Below are 20,884 nucleotides of genomic sequence, written 5' to 3'. Positions count from 1 at the left end.
CCCAATGTGGAAAGAATTGATAAAACGCGGCGTTCCCCGTGGTACGACTCCACCTTTTCGGGGGAGATGTGCCACGGAGAACGCCGCGCTCTGCGATGGGGCAGGTACGTAGAAGTACTATCCGCGTACCTGTACGAGATAGCGGTAGATGGTGGGTTCGGAAACACCTAGCCGCTCTGCTGCTGCGGCAATTCCTCCCTTAAGAAGGAAGAATCCTGCATCCTCCAAATCTGAGACCACCTCGAGGCGCTCCTCGCGCTGCATGCGAGGGGCAGGGGTGTTTTGGTTAGAAATGGCGGAATCCAACATCGAGTCCAGAAGGTGTTCCACGTTGGAACGCAAAGACTCGCTGACTCCTTCCTTGTCCGCTTCTTCCTCTACCGGTTCCTTATCTGGAACTGGGTCTGGTACTGCAACGGGGCGGTTGGGTAGCTCAGTTTCACCTGGGTAGCCGCCGAAAGCCTTTGACTTATCGAATGCGGGATCATCGGCCTTGCCGATGAGTGCTGCGGCCGCATCGCGAATGTGTACCAATTCGGATACATCAACATTGATGCACAGCATGCCGCGCATATGCCCGGAGTCGTCTCGGATGAAGTAGCTAGAGGAGCGGCAAATCTTGCCTTCCGCATTGACGGCGCGGTAGCCGGTCATCATGGGGATTGCTGCGGCATCGCCCTGTTTCATAAACCATAGAGCGAAGTCGGTCACCGGGCCGCCAAGTTGCCGGCCGGAGATGTGCCCATTGGCGATGGCCATGATGGATTTATCGGGAACGTCGAGATCGTGGAGGACGATTTCGGTGTTGGGGCCCATTGCCTTACCGAGGAATTCGACGAGGGGAATATACTGCTCGAGGAAGTTTTCTTCGGAGGCACTGCCGCTAGGAAAATTCATTAGCTGAAGCATGTCCTTTAATTCCTGTCAGGTTATAGCGAAGGTACCACATGGAAGCGACTCGGTGGAAGAAAGGGAATAGTCCGAAGAAAGCCGGGTGAACACTAGCGGCTTAGCGCTGTGCTCACCCGGCTCATCGCTTCATTACAGGGTGTTCTTTATCCACACACCGGGACTGGTGGGTGAACTGCTAGGGCCAGACCACCTTGTGAGGTCTCCCTGTACTTGGCATTCATATCCTTACCAGTCTTGTACATGGTCCAGATGACTTCGTCCAAAGAAACACACGGCTTGCTCTCACGCTCTAGCGCCATGCGAGCACTGGTGATGGAGTCGACCGCAGCAACGGCGTTACGCTCAATGCAGGGTACCTGAACCTGTCCGAGGACTGGGTCACAGGTCAAGCCAAGCTTGTGTTCCATGCCAATCTCAGCTGCGATGCATACCTGCTCTGGGGTAGCGCCCATGAGCTGGGCGAGTCCGCCGGCAGCCATGGAGCACGCCACACCAACTTCACCTTGGCAGCCGACCTCAGCGCCAGAGATGGAAGCGTTCATCTTGTACAGGGAAGCAATCTGGTTGCAGGCGAAGATGTAGTCAGCAAACATCTCCGTGGTAACTGGCTCGACAAACTTGTCGTAGTAAGCCAGGACTGCGGGGACGACACCACAGGCGCCGTTCGTAGGAGCGGTAACAACGCGGCCGCAGGCTGCATTCTCTTCGGAGATAGCCAGTGCAAACATGTTTACCCAGCTGAGGATGTTCAAACCATCGTGCGGTTCGGACTGCTCAAGACGACGCTTAAGGGCAGCCGCGCGACGCGGAACGAGCAGGGAACCAGGCAGCGGACCATCGGTGGAGGAACCGCGCTTGATGCCGGTGTACATGACATCGCGAACCTTGCGCAGGTGCTCATTGACCTCATTTTCAGAGCGCAGTGCCAATTCGTTGGCCAAGCCCAGCTCGGGGAGGGTCATATCGTTCTTTTCGCACAGTTCGAGCATTTCTGCAGCGCTGGCATATGGGAAGGGGATATCAACCTTGACGTCCTGCCGCTTTGCAAAGTCTTCCTGCTTGACGATGAAACCGCCGCCGACCGAGTAGTAGGTCTTGTGCAGGATGTTTTCTTCGCCGGCGAAGGCGATAAGACACATACCATTTTCGTGCATCGGGAGGTATTCGTCGTGGAAGAAGAAGCCGCCGTCCTTGGGGAATTCTACCTCGTGGGTGCCGCCCAGCATGAGCTTCTCGCTGCTGCGGACGTTCTTCATGAATTCGGAGATGCCGTCGATATCAACGGTCTCTGGCTCTTCACCGGCCAAGCCGAGGAGGATGGCCTTGTCGGTGGAGTGGCCGATACCCGTGAGGGAGAGGGAACCGTAGACATTTGCCTGCACTCGAGTGACCTTGTCAAAGAGGTCTTTTTCCTTGAGCTCGTCTACGAAAGCCTTGCCGGCCTTCATTGGCCCTAGGGTGTGTGAGCTTGAGGGGCCGATACCAATCTTGAACATATCGAAGATGCTGATGAACATTGTTCTTTCCTTGAATCCTCTGCGAATTTCTCGTCTACGGCGGTGCTTAGAAGGCGTGGACGATGGAGTAGATGATGGTTGCTAGGGCGACGAGGCCCATGAAGAAGACGAAGTAGTTGGAAGCCTTGCCCTTGTAGCGCTGGAGAGCAGGAACCTTGTGGATAGCGACCATCGGGATGATGAAGAGCATGATGGCAATCGTTGGACCACACAGGGTTTCAATCATGCCCAGGATGGACGGGTCAGCCCAAGCGACGAGCCAAGCGGTAACCAGCATGAAGATGAGGGTGATGGTGTCGAGCTTGTGAGCCGACTGTGCGTCATCCTTGCTTGCGTTCTTGCTGCCCTTGACGATGAGACCCTCGAAGCCTTCGGCTGCGCCGAGGTAGTGGCCAAGGAAGGACTTAGCAACTGCAATCATGGCGATGATAGGAGCAATCCACTGGATAAGTGGGGTATCGAAGTGGTTGGCCAGGTAGGACAAGATGGTGATGTTTTGTGCCTTAGCTTCTGCCATATCAGCCGGGGAGAGGCTCAGGGCGCAGGAGAAGACGAAGAACATAACCACGACGACCATGAGGATCTCAGCGCGGAGCAGGGTCTTGCGGGACTTGGCTTCTGCGAACTTGCCATAGGTCTGGCGGCGGTCAACGGCGAAGGAAGAAATCATCGGGGAGTGGTTGAAGGAGAAGACCATAACCGGAACCAAGAGCATCAGGGTAACGCCCATGCCGTGACCAGAGGCTTCGCGAGCAACGTTTAGGTCAAAGGAATCGAAGAGTGCGGTGTTCCACTTCGGGATGAGGTAAAGGGAAAGGAGAACCAGGATGCCGATGAACGGGTATACCAGGTAAGACATGACGTGAACCACGACGTCCTTGCCCATGCGGACAATCAAGATGAGTCCACCAACGAGCAAGAGAGAGGTTAGCCAGCGGTGCGGCGGGGTAACGCCGAGCTGGTGCTCCAGGAAAGAGTTGACCGTGTTGGTGATGGTGACTGAGTAAACCAGCAGGATGGGGTAGACCGACAGGAAGTACAGGATGTTCATGAGAACACCGGCCTTCTTGCCAAAGTGCTCTTCGACGACGTCCGTGAGGTCACCGTCTGGCTTGGAGCTGGACAGTACCAAGCGGGTCATTCCGCGGTGAGCCCAGTAGGTCATAGGCAGTGCTACGACCGTCATGATGAGCAGCGGGATGATACCGCCGATACCGGCGTTGATGGGGAGGAAGAGGACGCCGGCGCCGATGGCGGTGCCGAACAGGGAGAGCATCCATACGGTGTCTTCCTTATTCCACTTCGGTGCGCCCTTCTGGCCATCGAAGGGGGTGTCGATGCCAGGAGCCGGTGCGGCTGTCTTGGGGGGTTCGGGCATTTCTGCCCTGTTTTCTGGGTGCTGGGCTGAATTGCGCCGCTTGAGTGAGTGGGACATTTTCTTTCCTACATCTAGTTGGTCGGCCGAAGCGTTTGGGCTTCTGCAACCGTGACTGAGAAAACGATTCTCATTCAACTTTGCGTTAGTAGGACCTTGAGAAAATTTCTCTCATCCTGCTTGTCCAGCCCTTTTGCTTCGCTGTGCCTTCAGTATAGAACAGAAACTTGCAGGATGATAATAAATTATTGCACTACAGGTAGGGCATTTATCACTCTCGAAAAATTTGCAATCTGCCGTTCTTTATGGCTTGTTCCATATAATTTCACCGAGAGTGGCACCAGTCACAAGTGCTCTAATGAAAGTACTGCTTAATACGTTTTGAGGATCGTTGGGGCGGGAGAGGGGCGCGCAAATTACGTCTCAACTAAAACGGTGAAAGGGCCTTCATTTACAGAGGAGACGCGCATTTTAGCCCCGAATTGGCCTGTTTCTACTGACACGCCGCGTTCCTTGAGGTGGTTGATAATCGTTGAAACAACCGGCTCAGCTTCCGGACCTGGCGCGGCATCCGCCCATGCAGGGCGTCGCCCCTTGGCAGTGCGACCATACAAAGTAAATTGGCTCACTACTAGTACCGGAGCTGCGGCATCGATCACCGAGACCTCGCCGTCAAGAATGCGCAGTTCTGCAATTTTGCGCGCCATTTTCTCTGCTCGAGGCTGCCAATCATCCATATCCTCGCGCGAGACGCCGACGAGCGCGAGAAGACCGCCGGTATCGGGACAATCAATGGCCCCGACGGTCTCTCCATCGACGGTTACTGTGGCCTCTGAAACTCGAGTCAAAACTGCGCGCACCGCTTACTTCTCCTTATCTATCCAGTGGGTTGAAAATGCGGTATCAGCTAAGGTTCGTTGAACCGGTGTCCAAGAGGAGATCTGCTGGGATAAGCAGACCGTGGCGGACCATATCGATGACTGCGGGGAGGGCAGCGGCGGTGAGTTCTTCCTCATCGAATCCGTGCGCCGCCGCATACAGCCCAATTGTCTCTTCTAGGTTCAGACCCTGTGGGTTGAGACCAGCGACAATTGCGGCAATGTGTTCATCTACCTCGTGGCTCCAACGCGGGCCGTCTGTGCGGGTTAGGCGCAAGGCGGCGCGGGTGAATCCCTGTCCCAAATCTTCATCTGGGGTGCCGATATCTTCGCGTGCCAAGCCGGGCCTTACTTGGAAGTGCTTTCCCTGCAGTTCTCCCGGCACAAGATCGCGCAGCCACGCCACACGGGCAAAGTATTCTTCTACTTCGGGGCCAAGCGGATCGCTGAAGGCCTGCGGCATTTCTTCGGCCAAGATATCTGCAGGCTCATCGTCACCGATGCGTTGAATAGCTACGAAACCAAAACCAATGCCGTTTACTTCGTGTTCCTGGAAATGTTCGAGCCAGGCGCGAGAGCGCTCTTGCCCCTCAGGGCAGCGAATATCGAGGGATTCATCTTCGAGCCAGGTGGACACATAAAGTGCGGGATCGGCAACGTCGCGCTGAATGACCCAGGCGGCGATCCCTTTATCCGGCAACCAGGAAGCAACGCGTTGCTGCCATGTTTCGCCACTGGTGTGTACCCATGCAGCCAGAAGGTGAGCGGTTCCGCCGGGCGTCAGGTGATCGGTGGCTTGAGAGACAACCAATTCACTGGCTCCGTCGAGGTTTAATCCGGAATCGCGGTAGACGTGGCCCACTTCGGGAAGGCCTACAACAAAAGGCGGGTTAGCTACTAGACGGTCAAAGCGGCGACCAGCTACGGGCTCAAACCATGACCCAGGGAGCAATTCCACTTTGTCGCCCTCACCAGCGGCCGCGATGGTGGCCGTGGCCAAATCCAAGGCACGCTCATGCACATCGGTCGCGGTGATTTTTTCTGCGCATTCGATTTGCCCCAGCAATTGAACACCCGAGCCGGTGCCCAGATCGAGAACGCTGCTGACTGGACTTACTGGCGTGGACTGCAGCAAAGAGAGACTCGCCGCGCCTACTCCCAGCACATGGTCAGGGCCGGGTACGTGATCCACGAGGGAGGCATCGACGTCGGAGAAGATGAGCCGGTTAGCGCCCACGATGGTGTGGGGGCGGATGTCGAGGGCAATGTAGGCCATGCCGTGGGCGTCGGCAAGCGCAACCTTGGCATCCAGCAACTGGGTAGCCAGGCGCGCTCCTACGGCCTCACCCAAAAGCGTGGCAGGCAGGTGCTCGTGCAGGAGGAAAAAGCGGATCAACAAGTCCATCTGAGATTCGCTTTGCGCGGCTAGCGAAACAGGTGCCGGCTCGCCGCGGAATAGGGCTTCAGTAACCTCCGGCCCTAGGTACCCGGCCACGCCATCGGTGGTAAAGCCTGCGGCGGTAAAGACGTCCGCAAGTTCAGGGGCCAACGTGGCCAGTGCCGCGGCATCGAAATCGGGTCCAAAAGTAGTCGTCATGTGGGCAGGATTCCTTTACTCTTCTTCGTGGTCGATGATGTCGTGTTTAGCCTCAATCGGCCGCGCCGTGCCGCTGGAGACCTGTGGTGCGCGTGTCTGGCCATAAAGCTGCCGATTTACGGCTGGCTTGTACACATTCTTTTCGCGCTTATCCTTCTTTTCTCCTCGGCCGTTCCCAATTACCACGGCGATCCACGGGAGGGGAAAAGTCACGCCCACAACGATTGCGGCTAGCAGCCACCAATGCATATAGAGGAAAAAGCCGGCGATGAGCAAGGAAGGAACGCGCAAGAACTGGAAGATTCCGTACTGAATTTCGCGGCGCTTACGGTCCTGGCCAGGCGTGAGCTTGGCATCTGTGATGAGGTAGCGCTCTTTTTTGCCAAACAACCTAAACTCGGCTCCCCTCGCGCGCGGTAGTCATCCCTCGATATGGGGAAAGGGGCGCAGTGGCTGGCGTGCATGAGGTGTCCATGTTCTCCAAGGGTAGACGCATGACTCGCAAAGTTCGATGCCGATGCGGCAAAATAGAGGGCGTGACTACGACTACGAAGACAATTGAACGGCCAGATATTCGTGAAGACACTTCGACGACGGATAATGACACGCCGAAGTTCTTCCATTACGTCAAAAAGGATCACATCCTCGATTCCGCGGTCAACGGCAAGTATGTCGTTGCCCTATGCGGCGAGACCTTCCCGGTGACCAAGCAGGCAAAGCCGGGTTCTCCGGTATGCCCCGATTGTGAGCGTGTGTATAAGGGTCTGCGCCGCAAGTGAGGACTTTTAAAAAGACTAACCTTCGCGCTTGGCAGCAATCCGCCCTTGATAAATTCCTCGCCACTAAGCCGCAGGATTTTATGGCGGTGGCGACTCCGGGCGCCGGCAAAACTACCTTCGCGCTGCGCATCGCAACCGAGCTTATGGAAGACCGCACGGTCGAACGCGTTATCGTGGTGGTGCCTACCGAACACCTCAAGACCCAGTGGTCTAGCGCTGCCGCGCGAGTAGGTTTAGCGTTGGATCCTGCGTTTAGCAATTCTTCTGCTGTCAATCCCTCGATGGATGGCATTGTGGTGACCTATGCGCAGGTAGGAATGCACCCCTTCAAGCACCGCGCGGTGGCCTCTGCCCGGCGCACTTTGGTGATCCTGGATGAGATTCACCACGCCGGTGATGCCAAGAGCTGGGGTGATGGTGTCAAGGAGGCCTACGATGACGTTAACCATCGCTTGGCGCTGACGGGTACGCCGTTTCGTTCCGATGACTCGCCCATTCCCTTTGTTCAGTATGTAGACGACGGGGAGGGACACAAGGTCTCTCGCTCGGACCATACCTATGGCTATGGCGATGCGCTTGCCGACGGCGTCGTGCGCCCCGTTGTTTTCCTCTCTTACTCCGGCGAGGCCCGCTGGCGGGATTCGGCTGGCGAGGAACATGCCGCGCGCTTGGGTGACATTATGAATGCGGAGCAAACCGCCCGTGCGTGGCGCACCGCGTTGGACCCCAAGGGCGAATGGATCCCTGCAGTGCTGCAGGCAGCGCATACCCGGCTCATGCAAATGCGGCGCAATATGCCGGATGCCGGTGGCCTCGTGTTGGCATCGGATACGACGACCGCACGCGCGTACGCCAAGATCCTCAAACAGCTGTCCAATACTCCGGTGTCGGTGATTTTGTCTGATGATCCCGGCTCCTCTGATCGCATTCAGGAGTTTTCTGAGTCCACCGATGAGTGGATGGTGGCTGTGCGCATGGTGTCCGAGGGAGTGGACGTCCCGCGCCTAGCAGTGGGCGTGTATGCGACGTCCGCATCGACCCCACTATTTTTCGCCCAAGCCATTGGCCGTTTCGTGCGCTCGCGCATGCCGGGTGAGACGGCGTCCGTTTTCCTTCCCTCGGTGCCTGTCTTGCTGGGCTTGGCCGAAAATATGGAAAAGTCCCGCGATCACGTTTTGGGTGAGGAAAAGCCGGACAAGGAGGGCTGGGACGATGAGCTGCTAGAGCAAGCGAATCAGAAGAAGACCGAACCGGACATGCTGGAGAAGTCTTATGAGTCGCTTGGTGCCGAGGCAGAGTTCTCAGGCCTGCTTTATAACGGTTCTCAGTTCAACACTGGGGACATGACCACGGATGAAGAAGCCGACTTCCTTGGTATTCCCGGATTGCTCGATGCGGAACAAGTCAAGGACCTGCTGCGCAAGAAGCAATCTGAGGAAATGGACCGCCGCGAGGCGGAGGAAAAGGCGCGGCGCGCGGCTGAGGCCGAGGAGGCTCACCGTCGCAAGCTCTATGGCATGGACTATGCCCCGGCCTCGCGGAAAAAGGCTGTGGAAGCTGAGTCAAGCGATACCGGAGTCGTCGATGAGCTAGGCCAGCTGCGCAAGGAGCTCAACACGGTGGTTTCTATCGCCGCCCAACGCTCTGGCCGCCCCCACGGTGCTATTCACACCGAGGTCCGCAAGGCCTGCGGTGGACCGCCCACCGCGCTGTGCAACGCTGAGCAGCTACGCGAGCGCATCGAATACCTGCGCAAGTGGTAGTTTGGCCACAACCGCCTGAGGGCAGCTACGCAAAAGCCCGCACCAGAAAGGTGCGGGCTTTGTTCTTGTCCACGTAAAACGATTAGTCGAGATAATCGCGCAATACCTGGGAGCGAGAGGGGTGGCGCAGCTTCGACATGGTCTTGGATTCGATCTGGCGAATGCGCTCGCGGGTAACGCCGTAGACTTGGCCGATTTCGTCTAAAGTGCGCGGCATGCCATCGGTCAAGCCGAAGCGCAGGCGCACCACACCGGCTTCGCGCTCGGAGAGGGTGGTCAGCACGTCTTGGAGCTGATCCTGCAGCAAAGTGAAGGAGACAGCGTCGACCGCAATAACGGCTTCGGAGTCCTCGATGAAGTCACCCAACTGGGAGTCGCCTTCGTCGCCAATGGTCTGATCCAAGGAAATGGGCTCGCGGGCGTACTGCTGGATTTCGAGCACCTTTTCCTCGGTGATATCCATCTCCTTTGCCAGCTCCTGCGGGGTAGGCTCGCGGCCCAGGTCCTGCAGCAACTCGCGCTGGATACGGCCCAGCTTGTTGATGACTTCCACCATGTGGACCGGGATGCGGATGGTACGAGCCTGATCAGCCATGGCGCGGGTAATAGCCTGGCGGATCCACCACGTGGCGTAAGTAGAGAACTTATAGCCCTTGGTGTAGTCGAACTTCTCCACAGCGCGGATAAGTCCCAAGTTGCCTTCTTGGATGAGGTCCAAGAAAGCCATGCCGCGGCCGGTGTAGCGCTTTGCCAAGGAAACCACCAGACGCAGGTTCGCCTCCAACAGGTGGTTTTTGGCCTTGCGGCCATCGCGGGCGATGCTACGCAGGTCGCGCTTTTCCATGGGGGAGAGCTTAGCGGCCTTATCGCCTTCGGCGCGGGCTTTTTCCATCTCATCCATGCGGTGCTGTGCGTAAAGACCAGCCTCGATGCGCTTGGCCAAGGAAACCTCTTGCTCGGCGTTGAGCAGGGCCACCTTACCAATCTGCTTGAGGTAGGCACGAACGGAGTCAGCAGAGGCAGTCAGCTGCGCATCCTTGCGTGCCTGACGCAGTGCAGCGGATTCTTCCTCGTCCCAGACGGAGGAGGAGTCCTCTTCTTCGTCATCGTCCTCATCGTCTTCGTCCAAGTCCTCTTCGAGGTCCTCGTCCTCGAGGTCTTCACCGCCTGCGAAGTCATCATCTTCCTCGATGTCCGCATTGGTGGGATCGAAGTCGACGTCTTCGTCGTGCTCGTCCTCGTCGAGCTCTTCATCTACCTCCGGCTGTGCTTGCTTTTCGGACTCAGCGGGGGATTCCTGCTTTTTCGCCGCGGACTTGCGGACCGTCTTCTTCGTGGCCTTCTTAGCAGACTTTTTAGTGGTCTTCTTGGCCGACTTCTTAGCGGTCTTTTTCGCAGTCTTTTTGGCTGTTTTCTTAGCGGTCTTCTTGGCCGTCTTTTTAGCCGTCTTCTTCGCGGTTTTCTTTGCCGTCTTCTTGGCGGTCTTCTTTGCAGGAGTAGATGCCCCGGCGGCGTTTTCGCCCTCGCCGAGTGCCTGGTCTGAAGATTCAGTGGCTGCCACGTACGCCCTTTCGACTTACTTCTTGATTAAAACAGCTCAGTGCGCCCTAGCTGGGCGCTCGTCCATCACTGTGATGTTAACGCGCTGTGGCCTTATGCAGGCCAGACACGCCTTAGAGCTATTTAACTTAGGATCGACCGCCCAGTATAGAGGATCTTTCTACTCTGCCGGTGGATAGGGTCACCAGCAGTGCATAAATTTTATGGTTTCAAGCCCTCTACCGCCGCCATTGCGGCACCAACAATCCCTGCACGATTGCGCAATTGTGCAGGCATGACGGGGGTGGCAATGTCAAGGTGCGGGCCCCACTTTTCAAACTTGCGCGAGATACCACCCCCAATAAGGAAAGCCTGCGGGTTAAAAAGCTTTTCATACTCCGCAAGGACCTTATTTAACCGCTTAGCCCAGTGCTTGTACTTGAGCCCTTCGCGGTCCTTGACGGCCGAAGATGCAATCCTTTCGGCTTCATCATCGCCCACCAGCATGTGCCCTAGCTCGGTATTGGGAAAGAGCTGACCATTCAAGAAGAAGGCCGAACCAATGCCGGTCCCCAGAGTCAAAAAGATTACGGAGCCCTGCTTGGCGATGTCCTCTCCGTAGGCAACCTCGGCTAGTCCCGCCGCGTCGGCGTCGTTAAGCACGGCAAAATCCGCATCCAAGTAATCAGCGAATAGCTCTGTAGCATTAATGCCAATCCATTCCTTGGAAATATTCGCTGCCGTTTCTACCTCTTGGTTGCGGACAACGGAAGGCAGGGTAATGCCTACTGGGCCTTCCCACTGCTTTTCCTGGATGATCTGGGCTACCACCTTGGCAACATCGTGCGGAGTCGATGGCTGCGGCGTGGCGATTTTCATACGCTCGCCCACGAATTCGCCGGTGGCAAGGTCCACCTCTGCGCCCTTAATGCCCGAACCGCCGACATCGACGCCAAAAGAATGTCCAGAAAGAGTAGTCATGCCCGACAGTGTAGGAGAAGGCACAATAGTTGGCATGACTGAGCACATCGATTTTCTCCAATTGCGGGATTTTGCCGTCTCTACCGCCACGCGAGCGGCCGAACTAATTGCCGCCCGGCGCGCAGAGCTTGTCGCCGGTGATGGCATCGCGGCGCATACCAGCACCAAGTCCAGTGATGTGGATCCGGTAACTGAGGTCGACACCGCCACAGAGGAATTCATTGCCACCACCATTCGTACCCAACGCCCAGGGGATGGAATCTTTGGGGAAGAAGGCGCCAATGTGGAATCCACCAGCGGTGTTACCTGGATAGTGGATCCGATTGATGGCACCGTAAATTTCCTCTACGGGGTGCCGGATTTTGCAGTTTCTATCGGTGCGGAATATCAGGGGCGCCTGGTAGCTGGCGCGGTGGTCAACGTGGCCTGCGGGCGCACTTATGCAGCCGCGGCCGGTCAGGGCGCCACGGTCACCGGCCCGGACGGGAAGGCGCACCCATTGCAGTGCGCCCACACCAAAAATCCCGCGTTGGCATTGGTAGCCACTGGCTTCGGATACGATGCCCAACGGAGAGCAGCGCAAGCCGAGCTGCTCACCAAGCTCTTGCCCCAGGTACGAGATATTCGCCGCATCGGTGCTGCCGCGCTGGATTTATGTCGCGTAGCTGAGGGCACGGTTGATGCCTACTTTGAGCACGGCATCAATGCTTGGGATTTTGCCGCCGGGGCAATTATTGCCCGCGAAGCAGGCGCGGTGGTGCACCATCCAGGCTTTGAGAAGGGGTCTGCTCAGGGCGAACTTACCTGGGCCGCGGGGGCAGATTTGGCCCCCGCCTTTGAGGAACTTTTGGCAGCACACAACGCCACAGGCGCGTTGCGGGGGTAATAGTTTTCCACGCTAACGGCCGGTGAGATGACATCTAGCCATTTGTGCTTTACTATGCGCGATCGATAATTACCCATTCCTTAAAGCAATTTGACCATTAGGGGCGTGCATTATGGCCACCGATTATGACGCACCGCGCCGGCGCGCGGAAGATGAACTCGAAACTGACTCCCTAGAGGGGCTCAAAGCCGCTGAAAGCGACAACAACGGCATGGACGATGACGGAGAAATCGTCGAATCGTTCCAGCCGCCAACAGTTGACCTTACCGGTGAGGAGCTCAATGTTGAGGTAGTTCCCCGCCAAGAAGACGAGTTTACTTGCGGCTCTTGTTTCCTAGTGCAGTCCAATAAGCGCTATTCCCACGATGAGGATGGCCAGCCTATCTGTAAGGACTGTGCTTAAAGGAAGTCGCAGCAGTAAAGAAACCCCGCACACGGCAACTTGCTTAAAGCCGAGTGCGGGGTTTGGTGTTGTGGCCGTCTCGAATCTGCCGGTTCGAGGATGCCTACAAAATCTTTAAAATTTAGTGCTGTTCCGGCAGGAAGGCATGGAGTAAAGCTTCTGGGTCCTTCGAAGCGATGAGCCAATAAGGGGTATCGTCCTCAGGATCATTGAGCACCATCATGGCGTGCTCATCCACCCAAGCGTGGGAGACCAAGAACGCCGCGGGATCGAATTGCGGGCCTAGCGCATTACGCCGTGCAGATTTGGGAACCGTGATAGACCGCGAGACCACGTCGTTGGGTAGTTGGGCGTCTTTGACTGAGAGCCAACGCGTTCCGTCTGGGTCACGCTCTACCACGATGACCGTATTGGACCACGTAATAAGTACCCACACGGCGATGGCGCCAAGGAGTATTGCAGGAATAATGGTCCACCACATGGAGCGGTTTAGCCCGGCGGTAGCAGAAGTAAGTGCCACGATGCCGGCGGCAAAAAGCCAAAAGTACCAAGGCACCCATTGGCGTTCGCGGTAGAGCACCTGAGGGGCCATCGTGCCCTGTGCAGAAGCGGAGCTCGACGGTGCCGGAGTTGCGGAAGAAGCAGATGTATCAGACACGTCTAGCTAGTCTAGTCCACACGCACCACAGAATGAACCTGCTAAGGCAGGTAGGATTGGCCAGGTGACTGACTCGTTTCCATATTCTCAGCCAGAAAGCCCTTTCGGCGATATTAAAGTCAAGCGTCTAGACAAGGAGCTTCCGCTGCCGAAACGCGCCCATCGCGGCGACGCCGGTGCGGACCTCTACGCAGCAGAAGCACTTACGTTGCAACCCGGCGAGCGCGCCCTTGTAGGCACCGGGATTGCAATTGCGCTGCCACTAGGAACAGTCGGTTTGATTCATCCACGGTCCGGGTTGGCTGCTAAACAAGGGCTTTCGGTAGTTAATACTCCGGGGACAGTGGATGCTGACTACCGCGGGGAAATCAAAGTCTGCCTTATCAACCATGACCGGCATACCCCTATCGAAATCGAACGCGGAATGCGTATCGCTCAGCTCGTGGTCCAGCGCGTTGAGCTAGTGGGATTTGCTGAGGTCGAAGAATTGGAGGACACGGACCGGGGAGCCGGTGGCTATGGCTCTACCGGCGTGTAGCTAAAGCAATAGAGACTTAACGAAACTTCTAGAAAGGATGTAGCAACCATGGGAATCTGGCCCTTTGGCAAGAAGAACGAGGATGCGAAGAAGGAGCAGGCACAGCCTGCAGCAAAGGGCGAAAAGCCGGCGGGCCCCGAGTCCGTGGATAAAGATGCCCAGGAATCATATGCTCCGGTAGAAGATACCGCAGCCGATGCTGCGGTAGCTTCTGGCAATGAACCACGCGAATTTGCCCATGACGCTATCAACGGTCAGACCGGCCCCTTTGATGGTGACTCCGTAGATATCGAAACTTTCGATTTCAGCGACTTTTCCATCGGCATTTTAGATTTGGGCTCTCTGCGCATCCCACTGCCAAAGGAGTCCCAGGTACAAGTAGAAATGGGCGAGCAAGGCCCGCGAATGCTGCACATCGTAACCAAGGTGGGCCGAATTACCCCCGTAGCCTTTGCCGCCCCACGCAAGCCGGGCCAGTGGGCAGAATCCGTCGAGGAGATCAGGGAAGGCATGAGCCGCGACGGTCTCACCGTTACTACCGAGCCAGGCCCGTGGGGTGCTGAGGTCGTGGGTAAAAACGACAATGGCCAGGTTCGCGTCATCGGTGCAGATGGCCCACGGTGGATGCTGCGCATGACGCTGGCGGCACCGGCAGGAATGGAAGCTGACCTGGCAGAAATGGCCCGCGAGGTAGCCGCGCGCACCTTTGTCTACCGTGGAGAAGACCCCATCTTGGCCGGAAACGCTTTGCCGGTCATCATGCCCGAGCAGCTCGTAGAGCAAGTCAAGCAGGCCATGGACCAGCGCCAGCAGGAGCAGCAGGCAGCCGCTAATGCCCAGAACCACCCAGAAAACGGCGTTGGCGGTCCAGACCCTGCAGCAGAAGCAGAGGCGGAACAGCACTTGCGCGATTTGGGCGGCACCCCACAGGAGGGGGAGAATGGATCGTCCCCGCAGGACCCCGATGAGGGTTCTGCACCTACTTCCAAAGACTAGGCAAAGCAGTAAACCACGTGACACATTCTTCCTCGCAGCAGTCCTCCCAGGACGCAAAGAACCTTGACGCTAATGAGTCTCAAGCCGAACCCACCCTATTGGAACAAATGGGTGGGCTATCCGGGCTCGTTTCCGCTACCTTGCCGGTCCTTGTGCTGATTCCAGTCAATAACTTTTTTGGGCTGGGCCCAGCCCTCGGAGCGGCGCTTGGTGTAGCCGTTGCTATCGCTATCTGGAGGGTGCTTCGCAAAGAGACCCTTCAGCCAGCCATATCGGGGCTTTTGGGCGTCGCTCTGTGTGCGGCAATCGCCTGGTTTACCGGTGATGCCAAAGGGTATTTCTTGTACGGTATCTGGATGTCGTTGGCGCTATGCATTGCCGCCGTACTCTCGATCCTATTCCGGTGGCCCGCGGTGGGCGTTATCTGGAAGGGGATTAACGGCGAGGAAATGCAGTGGCAGAAGATTACCCCAGCGCGCCGGGCCTATGCCATAGCTACCGGTGGGTGGGCGGTAATCTTTCTCGCCCGTTTTATTGTCCAGCGCGCCATCTATGATGCCGATGCAACTACAGCATTGGGAGTGACCAGAATCCTAATGGGATGGCCCCTGACCCTTCTGGTAACGGCGCTTACCGTGTGGATGGTGCGGCGCGCGGACACAGCTGTGGAGGAAGCTACAGGCGCGGGTGAGCGTACGCAGGCACAACCAGAACCACTACAAGAGGCCGAGGTAGAAAATGACTGAACCTACGATTAGCCGGGGCGATATTCTTGAGGTGAGAATTGACCGCATGGCACACGGCGGGGAAGGAATCGGCCAGGCGCCTGATGGGCGAGTTGTATTTGTTCCACGCGCATTTCCAGGAGACGTCGTTAAGGCTAAGGCCGGCCGAGTCAAGAAGTCGTTCATTAAGGCGGACCTGGACAGTGTAGTGACCCCGGGTGCGCTGCGCGTGCCATCGTCGTGCCCAGCTGCGGAACAAGGGGCAGGCTGCTGCGATTTTGCAGAGCTAGATCCTGCGGCCGAAACTGGGATTAAGGCAGAAATCTTAGCGGAGCAGCTGCGCCGCACTGGCGTTAAAACCAGTGCGGGCCTAGACATTGAACAACACACCCTAGAGCCGGTGAGGGGCTGGCGCACTCGGGTTCGGTGGGGCGTCGACAAGCAAGGGCGTGCTGGAACCCGTGAGCGTCGGTCCAATGAGCTCGTTACGGCAGCCGCCTGTACGCAGCTGGCTCCGGGATTGGCAGACGGCCTCGTCGGAGAAGGCGCACGTCGTTTTACCCCAGGTGCAGAGGTCATTGCTGTTGTCGATGGCGCGGGAGACCGCCATGTAGTAGAAACCCGCAAAGCCCCGCGCGGACGCCGCGTAGAGACCATCCGTGAGGTGGTAGAAGGCAGCGGCCAAGTGCAAGAACATGTGGGTAGTAGGACGTTTAGCTTCCCCGCCACTGCCTTTTGGCAAGCCCATAGTCAGGCGCCGGCAGCGTATACCCAGCTGGTAACTGAGTGGCTCGGTCAACGTGAGTACCAGGAACGTACCGCCTGGGATCTTTATGGCGGCGTTGGGCTTTTCGTTCCAGCACTGGCAGCAGCCGTGCAGGGCAAGGTCATCTCCGTGGATTATTCGCCAGCGGCAACGGCAGCGGAGCAGCCCTGCCTGGCGGACTGCGATGTGGAACTAAAATCCGCGAAGGTGGAGCAGGTTGCTGCGCAGTTACCTAAACCAGGCGCTGTAGTCCTCGATCCCCCACGCACCGGCGCAGGCAAAGACGTGATTCGTTCCGTGGCGGCCGCTGCACCCCAAGCGGTCGTGCACGTGGGATGTGACCCAGCCACCTTTGCTCACGATCTGCATTACTGGGACGAACACGGGTACGGGATTGAAAAAATGGCGCTCATTAACGCGTTTCCCGGAACGCATCACTTCGAAACGATTGCGCTCATTACCCCTGCCTAATGCGCCGCATAGGTGCCCAGGCGCGGCCGGGTACGGTGCCGCGCCCTAGCCGGAATATAATATTCACCGCCCGCCGCGGGTACGGTAGAAAAGAAGAACTAAGCACAGAAGGAGTTGAAGGCCGCTCCATGACTATCTTGGATACCATTAACTCGCCGCAGGATCTCAAGGCACTGTCCGCAGACAAGCTTGAAGAGCTTGCGGCAGAGATTCGGCAGCGTCTCATTGATAAGGTTTCCGTCACAGGCGGACATTTGGGTCCCAACTTGGGCGTGGTGGAACTGACCATAGCGTTGCACCGCGTATTTGATTCCCCGCGCGAGCCCATTATTTTTGATACCTCGCACCAGTCTTATGTGCATAAAATGCTTACCGGTCGCACCGATCAATTCGATACCTTGCGGCAAAAAGATGGTCTTTCGGGGTACACGGACCGCGGCGAGTCCGAGCATGACTGGACCGAGTCCTCGCACGCTTCGGCCTCGCTGTCTACGGTGGATGGCTTGTCAAAGGCCTTTAAAATCCGCGGCGATGGTCACCGCAACGTTATCGGCGTCGTTGGTGATGGCGCCCTGACCGGCGGTATGTGCTGGGAGGCACTCAACAATATCTCCGAGGACAAGGACCGCAATGCGGTGATTGTGGTCAATGACAATGGCCGCAGCTATTCGCCCACCATCGGTGGCCTCTCGGAAAATCTTGGTCGTATCCGCTCTCAGCACGGCTATGACGAACTTATGGAGCAGGGCAAGCGCCGCCTGAAACAAATGGGTTGGGTAGGCGAGCGGGCCTTCGATGCCCTGCATGCCATGAAAGAAGGCGTCAAGTCTACGGTCTTGCCAACCGAGATGTTCCCGGAACTAGGCATGAAGTACATCGGTCCCATTAACGGGCACGATATCGATAGCTTGGTGCATGCCCTGACCTATGCCCGCGATTATGACGGACCCATCATTGTGCATGTGGTTACTGAAAAGGGCCATGGGTTTGCCCCAGCCGTCAATGAGCCAAAGGATCAGATGCACTCAACCGGTGCTATTGATCCGGTCACCGGTGTGGCAAAAGGAACTAAGCAGCCTGGCTGGACCGCAGCTTTTTCAGAAGAGCTTGTAGCCGCTGCTGAAAAACGCGAAGACATTGTGGCCATTACCGCTGCCATGGCAGGGCCGACTGGGCTCACGCCGTTCCAAGAGCGCTTTCCTGAACGCTTCTTTGACGTGGGAATCGCAGAGCAGCACGCGATGACCTCCGCCTCTGGTCTTGCGCTCGGGGGTATGCACCCGGTCGTGGCGGTATATTCCACCTTTTTAAATCGAGCCGTGGATCAGGTCATTATGGATATTGCGCTGCTGAAGCTGCCAGTAACCATCGTGCTCGACCGGTCCGGGGTTACCGGTTCCGATGGAGCATCGCACAATGGTGTGTGGGATATGGCGCTGATGAGCATCGTACCGGGCATACACATTGCCGCCCCGCGCGATGGCGCGCGCCTGCGGGAGCTCTTACGGGAGTCGCTAGAAATCGAATCCGGCCCCTCCGTAGTTCGTTTCCCTAAAGGCAACCTGCTGCCGGATATGGATGCGGTAGAAACCTTGGGGGATGGCGTCGACATCCTCCACTACGGCGAAGCCGACGCTGGCGAGGACACCCCAGAGGTGCTTATCGTCTCTATCGGTGCCATGTCCGCGCGCAGCATCGAGGCAGCGAAGCTGCTCGGAGAGCAAGGCGTTAACGTAACCGTCGTTGACCCGCGTTGGGTTGTGCCGGTTCCAAGTTCTATTGTGGCACTCGCCGCTGACCACGATCTGGTGGTTACGGCAGAAGACGGCCTTGTACGCGGCGGTATTGGCTCCATGATTTCTGAAGCCCTCAGCGCAGCCGAGGTAAATACCCCTGTGCGCCGACTTGGCGTTCCGGGATACTTTCCTAAGCACGGCTCGCGCGGCGAGGTCCTAGAGGAATTCGGGCTTACCCCTGAACTTATGGCGGCCTCGATTAGCGAGTGGGTAGAAAACTTCACTGCTGATGCCAATGAGCTGGGAAATGAAGGCTAGGCCTGTCCTGATAAATATCTTCTAGAAAAGACCGTCCACGATAAGCGGGGCGGTCAATTCTATTTGCCATTCGCGCGCGCCTTCCCCGCGGAGAAACGCAGCGACGTCGTCTGGCTGGCGGATGGAACCGGCAACAGAATCAGGTCCGCGGTGGCGTTTATCAGCACGTACCCCTACCTTCGCCCATACTGCGGCGCGCACGGTGGCGGGGCGGATAATAAGCTCGGAGGACATTCCAAGATCATCGCCTAGTTCCGCGATGTCGGCGCGAATAGTTTGATATATCTCCCAGAGATCAGGGTAGTCCTTGGTCCAGATGGTCTTGGAAGGGACCGGATGCGGGGTACGGTGCACGCGAGGCCGCTGGTGCGGGGGAATGGCGCGCGCCTGGTTTAGCACCGCCATCCAGCGGGCGGTGGCCCCCTTGCGCCGGCGGGGAAAACCCTTGATGCGGGCCAAATCGCTACCAGAGGTGGGGAGAGCGCGCGCAATTTCTACCAGCGTCTTATTCGCTAAAACCCGGCCGGGTGCAGTATCGGTGCGCCGAGCTATTGCGTCCCGTTTGAGCCATAGCGCTCGAGCGGCGGCAAGCTGGCTGCCGTTGCGCAGGTTGGAGACTCCCTTTAGGTCGCGCCAAGTAGGTGGCTGCGGGTGAGTATCACCGGCATGCTCGCGGACAATGGAGGAAAATTCCTCTAGCGCCCAATCCATTTTGTCTTGTTCGGCCAAGATATCGCGTAGTGAATCGGCTAGCTCGAGGAGCAGCTCCACATCTAGTGCGGCATAGGCCTTGAGTTCCTCGCTGAGCTGCGGGGTTGACCAGTCAGCGTCGCCGTAGCCTTTTTCTAATTCGATATCAAAAAGCTCTGCAACCATTGTGCCCAGATTCGGGCGGTCGAAACCAGCGAGCCGCGCCGCTAGCTCGGTATCAAAGATGGAGCCGGGGAATAGCCCAAGCCACCCTAGGCAGGGCAAATCCGAATGCGCGGCATGAATTATCCATTCCGCCCCGTTGAGTACTGGGGCGAGGGCAGCGGTGAGCTCCGCGCGATGGCCTTCAGGGGCAAAAAGCATGGTGCCTGCGCCGCGGCGGCGAATTTGAACTACGAAGGCGCGGTCATCGTAGCGATAACCAGAGGCGCGTTCAGTATCGATGGCAAACGGGCCCGTACCTGCAGCTAGGCGTGCGGCGGCAGCGGTGAATCCATCCCGGGTAGCAAGGACCGCCGGGATGCCCTCTACCGGCCGGCTGCGCAATTCTGGCATTCTAGTGGCCGAGCTTGGTAACGCCCTCAGGAGGGAGGCCGGCAACGTTAGCCAATACCTTTGCAAAAGCCTGCACGTGAGGCGCCAGATCGAGGCCTTCAGCGGTCCACGAAGCACGCATTTCGATTTGATAGGCGCGCGGTGGGCCACCAATCTCCCCAAATCGAACGGACGCGGTAGAGGTGACGGTGCCACCCAAGTTGGTGTGGTCGGCGCCTTCCTCTTCTAAGCCTTCATTGAGCCACTGCCAAGCCACATCGGGCAAGAGCGGATCTCCTGCTACGGCATCATCCATATCGGCCTGAATATACGCCACAAGGCGCATAGCGCCCTCCCAGGCTTCCTCAGCACCCGGATCGTGGAGCAAGATAAGGCGGCCAAATGCATCGCCTTCCGCATCAGTGGGCACGATGTCTGGGTTGTCTTCGCCTCCCACCTCGAGGCCGATAGCGTGGCTAAACGGCGCAAGGCGCTGCGGTGGGCGAATGGAGCCCAGGGTTATCTCGGGGCGCAGGTCGGCCGCGTGCATTGACTCCACTGCTTGGGTGAATGCGGCGGGGGTAGCTGGTTCGTGGCTTTCCGCCTGCCTGTGCAAAGGAGTGGGGGCGGAAGCCTCGGCGCTGCGTGGGGTGGTCGATTCGGAATTGCTCACGACGTTCAAGCTATAGTTTCCCAGCCTCTAGCTGGGGGAGGCGCGCCGATGCGAGAGCGTGTCGGCATCCCCGCGGCGGGGGAAGTGACAAGGTTTCATATCCAACTTATGATGGATATGTCCGATTA

Annotated in this window: 20 protein-coding genes; 9 read left to right on the top strand and 11 right to left on the bottom strand. The window is 57.6% G+C overall.

The genetic code is table 11. The features are described 5' to 3' along the window. Positions 1-117: 117 nt before the first annotated feature. From QP904_RS01230 to QP904_RS01205, 6 genes are all read right to left on the bottom strand, one after another. Entirely contained in the window at positions 118-909 is a 792-nt protein-coding gene (locus QP904_RS01230; RefSeq protein WP_023021393.1) for a helix-turn-helix transcriptional regulator, read from the bottom strand. Positions 910-1,055: 146 nt separating this feature from the next. Next, entirely contained in the window at positions 1,056-2,429 is a 1,374-nt protein-coding gene (locus QP904_RS01225; protein WP_023021394.1) for an L-serine ammonia-lyase, read from the bottom strand. 46 nt (positions 2,430-2,475) lie between these two features. Then, a complete protein-coding gene (locus QP904_RS01220) occupies positions 2,476-3,864 on the bottom strand; it encodes an SLC5/6 family protein (RefSeq protein ID WP_023021395.1) in 1,389 nt (462 codons plus the stop codon). 356 nt (positions 3,865-4,220) lie between these two features. Beyond that, the gene (gene dtd / locus QP904_RS01215) at positions 4,221-4,664 is read right to left on the bottom strand and encodes a D-aminoacyl-tRNA deacylase (protein WP_023021396.1); all 444 of its coding nucleotides are present in this window, start codon (positions 4,662-4,664) and stop codon (positions 4,221-4,223) included. Between the two features lie 43 nt (positions 4,665-4,707). After that, positions 4,708-6,279, bottom strand: coding sequence for a DUF7782 domain-containing protein (locus QP904_RS01210; RefSeq protein ID WP_023021397.1), 1,572 nt, complete (start codon positions 6,277-6,279; stop codon positions 4,708-4,710). A 15-nt stretch (positions 6,280-6,294) separates the two neighbouring features. Continuing rightward, positions 6,295-6,669, bottom strand: a complete 375-nt coding sequence (locus tag QP904_RS01205; protein ID WP_284835387.1) for a DUF3099 domain-containing protein — start codon at positions 6,667-6,669, stop codon at positions 6,295-6,297. 104 nt (positions 6,670-6,773) lie between these two features. Between QP904_RS01205 and QP904_RS01200 the strand changes: the two genes are divergently transcribed. After that, positions 6,774-7,058 carry a DUF3039 domain-containing protein gene (locus tag QP904_RS01200; RefSeq protein ID WP_049361236.1) on the top strand — a complete coding sequence of 95 codons (285 nt, stop codon included), beginning with the start codon at positions 6,774-6,776 and terminating at the stop codon, positions 7,056-7,058. Then, positions 7,055-8,821 (top strand): DEAD/DEAH box helicase, encoded by a 1,767-nt coding sequence (locus QP904_RS01195; RefSeq protein ID WP_023027865.1) that lies wholly within the window; start codon positions 7,055-7,057, stop codon positions 8,819-8,821. Before QP904_RS01200 ends, QP904_RS01195 begins: the two co-directional genes overlap by 4 nt. A gap of 82 nt (positions 8,822-8,903) precedes the next feature. Here the strand turns inward: QP904_RS01195 and QP904_RS01190 are convergent, their stop codons facing one another. Both QP904_RS01190 and ppgK read right to left on the bottom strand, forming a co-directional pair. Next, positions 8,904-10,382, bottom strand: coding sequence for an RNA polymerase sigma factor (locus tag QP904_RS01190; protein WP_023021401.1), 1,479 nt, complete (start codon positions 10,380-10,382; stop codon positions 8,904-8,906). A gap of 200 nt (positions 10,383-10,582) precedes the next feature. Further along, positions 10,583-11,341, bottom strand: coding sequence for a polyphosphate--glucose phosphotransferase (gene ppgK / locus QP904_RS01185; RefSeq protein ID WP_023021402.1), 759 nt, complete (start codon positions 11,339-11,341; stop codon positions 10,583-10,585). On the opposite strand from ppgK, the gene QP904_RS01180 reads away from it, so the two are divergent. Together QP904_RS01180 and QP904_RS01175 are read left to right on the top strand one after the other, a co-directional pair. After that, the gene (locus tag QP904_RS01180) at positions 11,340-12,227 is read left to right on the top strand and encodes an inositol monophosphatase family protein (RefSeq protein ID WP_284835386.1); all 888 of its coding nucleotides are present in this window, start codon (positions 11,340-11,342) and stop codon (positions 12,225-12,227) included. The two genes, ppgK and QP904_RS01180, sit on opposite strands and share 2 nt — an antisense overlap. A 112-nt stretch (positions 12,228-12,339) precedes the next feature. Beyond that, positions 12,340-12,630: a DUF4193 domain-containing protein gene (locus QP904_RS01175; protein ID WP_023021404.1), complete on the top strand. Its 291-nt coding sequence runs from the start codon at positions 12,340-12,342 to the stop codon at positions 12,628-12,630. A 121-nt stretch (positions 12,631-12,751) separates the two neighbouring features. On the opposite strand, the gene QP904_RS01170 is transcribed toward QP904_RS01175, so the two are convergent. Next, positions 12,752-13,288, bottom strand: coding sequence for a DUF3093 domain-containing protein (locus QP904_RS01170; protein ID WP_034655386.1), 537 nt, complete (start codon positions 13,286-13,288; stop codon positions 12,752-12,754). 64 nt (positions 13,289-13,352) lie between these two features. Between QP904_RS01170 and dut the strand changes: the two genes are divergently transcribed. The 5 genes from dut to dxs all read left to right on the top strand — a co-directional run bounded on the left by dut (position 13,353) and on the right by dxs (position 18,838). After that, entirely contained in the window at positions 13,353-13,826 is a 474-nt protein-coding gene (gene dut, locus QP904_RS01165) for a dUTP diphosphatase (RefSeq protein WP_023021406.1), read from the top strand. A gap of 48 nt (positions 13,827-13,874) precedes the next feature. Beyond that, positions 13,875-14,822 (top strand): DUF3710 domain-containing protein, encoded by a 948-nt coding sequence (locus tag QP904_RS01160; RefSeq protein WP_023021407.1) that lies wholly within the window; start codon positions 13,875-13,877, stop codon positions 14,820-14,822. A 17-nt stretch (positions 14,823-14,839) separates the two neighbouring features. Further along, the gene (locus tag QP904_RS01155; RefSeq protein ID WP_284835385.1) at positions 14,840-15,568 is read left to right on the top strand and encodes a DUF3159 domain-containing protein; all 729 of its coding nucleotides are present in this window, start codon (positions 14,840-14,842) and stop codon (positions 15,566-15,568) included. Then, positions 15,561-16,784 (top strand): class I SAM-dependent RNA methyltransferase, encoded by a 1,224-nt coding sequence (locus QP904_RS01150; protein WP_284835384.1) that lies wholly within the window; start codon positions 15,561-15,563, stop codon positions 16,782-16,784. The genes QP904_RS01155 and QP904_RS01150 overlap by 8 nt, the downstream gene beginning before the upstream one ends. Before the next feature lie 128 nt (positions 16,785-16,912). Next, a complete protein-coding gene (gene dxs / locus QP904_RS01145) occupies positions 16,913-18,838 on the top strand; it encodes a 1-deoxy-D-xylulose-5-phosphate synthase (protein ID WP_023021410.1) in 1,926 nt (641 codons plus the stop codon). A 21-nt stretch (positions 18,839-18,859) separates the two neighbouring features. Here dxs and QP904_RS01140 read toward each other — a convergent pair whose 3' ends face one another. Next, positions 18,860-20,104 carry an HRDC domain-containing protein gene (locus tag QP904_RS01140; RefSeq protein WP_200288993.1) on the bottom strand — a complete coding sequence of 415 codons (1,245 nt, stop codon included), beginning with the start codon at positions 20,102-20,104 and terminating at the stop codon, positions 18,860-18,862. A gap of 1 nt (position 20,105) precedes the next feature. Next, positions 20,106-20,699 (bottom strand): DUF3000 domain-containing protein, encoded by a 594-nt coding sequence (locus tag QP904_RS01135; protein ID WP_232212620.1) that lies wholly within the window; start codon positions 20,697-20,699, stop codon positions 20,106-20,108. Between the last annotated feature and the right edge of the window lie 185 nt (positions 20,700-20,884).

The organism is Corynebacterium nasorum, from assembly GCF_030229765.1.
Taxonomy (GTDB): Bacteria; Actinomycetota; Actinomycetes; order Mycobacteriales; family Mycobacteriaceae; genus Corynebacterium; species Corynebacterium kefirresidentii.
Note: the sequence above shows the minus strand (reverse complement) of the source record. Positions and strands in the feature narration are given on the sequence as shown.

Bases quoted from the DNA above. Each gene is read 5' to 3' on its own strand.
- QP904_RS01210 (WP_023021397.1), bottom strand. From the start codon at position 6,279: ATGACGACTACTTTTGGACCCGATTTCGATGCCGCGGCACTGGCCACG.
- QP904_RS01225 (WP_023021394.1), bottom strand. From the start codon at position 2,429: ATGTTCATCAGCATCTTCGATATGTTCAAGATTGGTATCGGCCCCTCA.
- QP904_RS01175 (WP_023021404.1), top strand. From the start codon at position 12,340: ATGGCCACCGATTATGACGCACCGCGCCGGCGCGCGGAAGATGAACTC.
- QP904_RS01220 (WP_023021395.1), bottom strand. From the start codon at position 3,864: ATGTCCCACTCACTCAAGCGGCGCAATTCAGCCCAGCACCCAGAAAAC.
- ppgK (WP_023021402.1), bottom strand. From the start codon at position 11,341: ATGACTACTCTTTCTGGACATTCTTTTGGCGTCGATGTCGGCGGTTCG.
- QP904_RS01200 (WP_049361236.1), top strand. From the start codon at position 6,774: ATGACTCGCAAAGTTCGATGCCGATGCGGCAAAATAGAGGGCGTGACT.
- QP904_RS01140 (WP_200288993.1), bottom strand. From the start codon at position 20,104: ATGCCAGAATTGCGCAGCCGGCCGGTAGAGGGCATCCCGGCGGTCCTT.
- QP904_RS01150 (WP_284835384.1), top strand. From the start codon at position 15,561: ATGACTGAACCTACGATTAGCCGGGGCGATATTCTTGAGGTGAGAATT.
- QP904_RS01180 (WP_284835386.1), top strand. From the start codon at position 11,340: ATGCCCGACAGTGTAGGAGAAGGCACAATAGTTGGCATGACTGAGCAC.
- QP904_RS01160 (WP_023021407.1), top strand. From the start codon at position 13,875: ATGGGAATCTGGCCCTTTGGCAAGAAGAACGAGGATGCGAAGAAGGAG.
- QP904_RS01230 (WP_023021393.1), bottom strand. From the start codon at position 909: ATGCTTCAGCTAATGAATTTTCCTAGCGGCAGTGCCTCCGAAGAAAAC.
- dxs (WP_023021410.1), top strand. From the start codon at position 16,913: ATGACTATCTTGGATACCATTAACTCGCCGCAGGATCTCAAGGCACTG.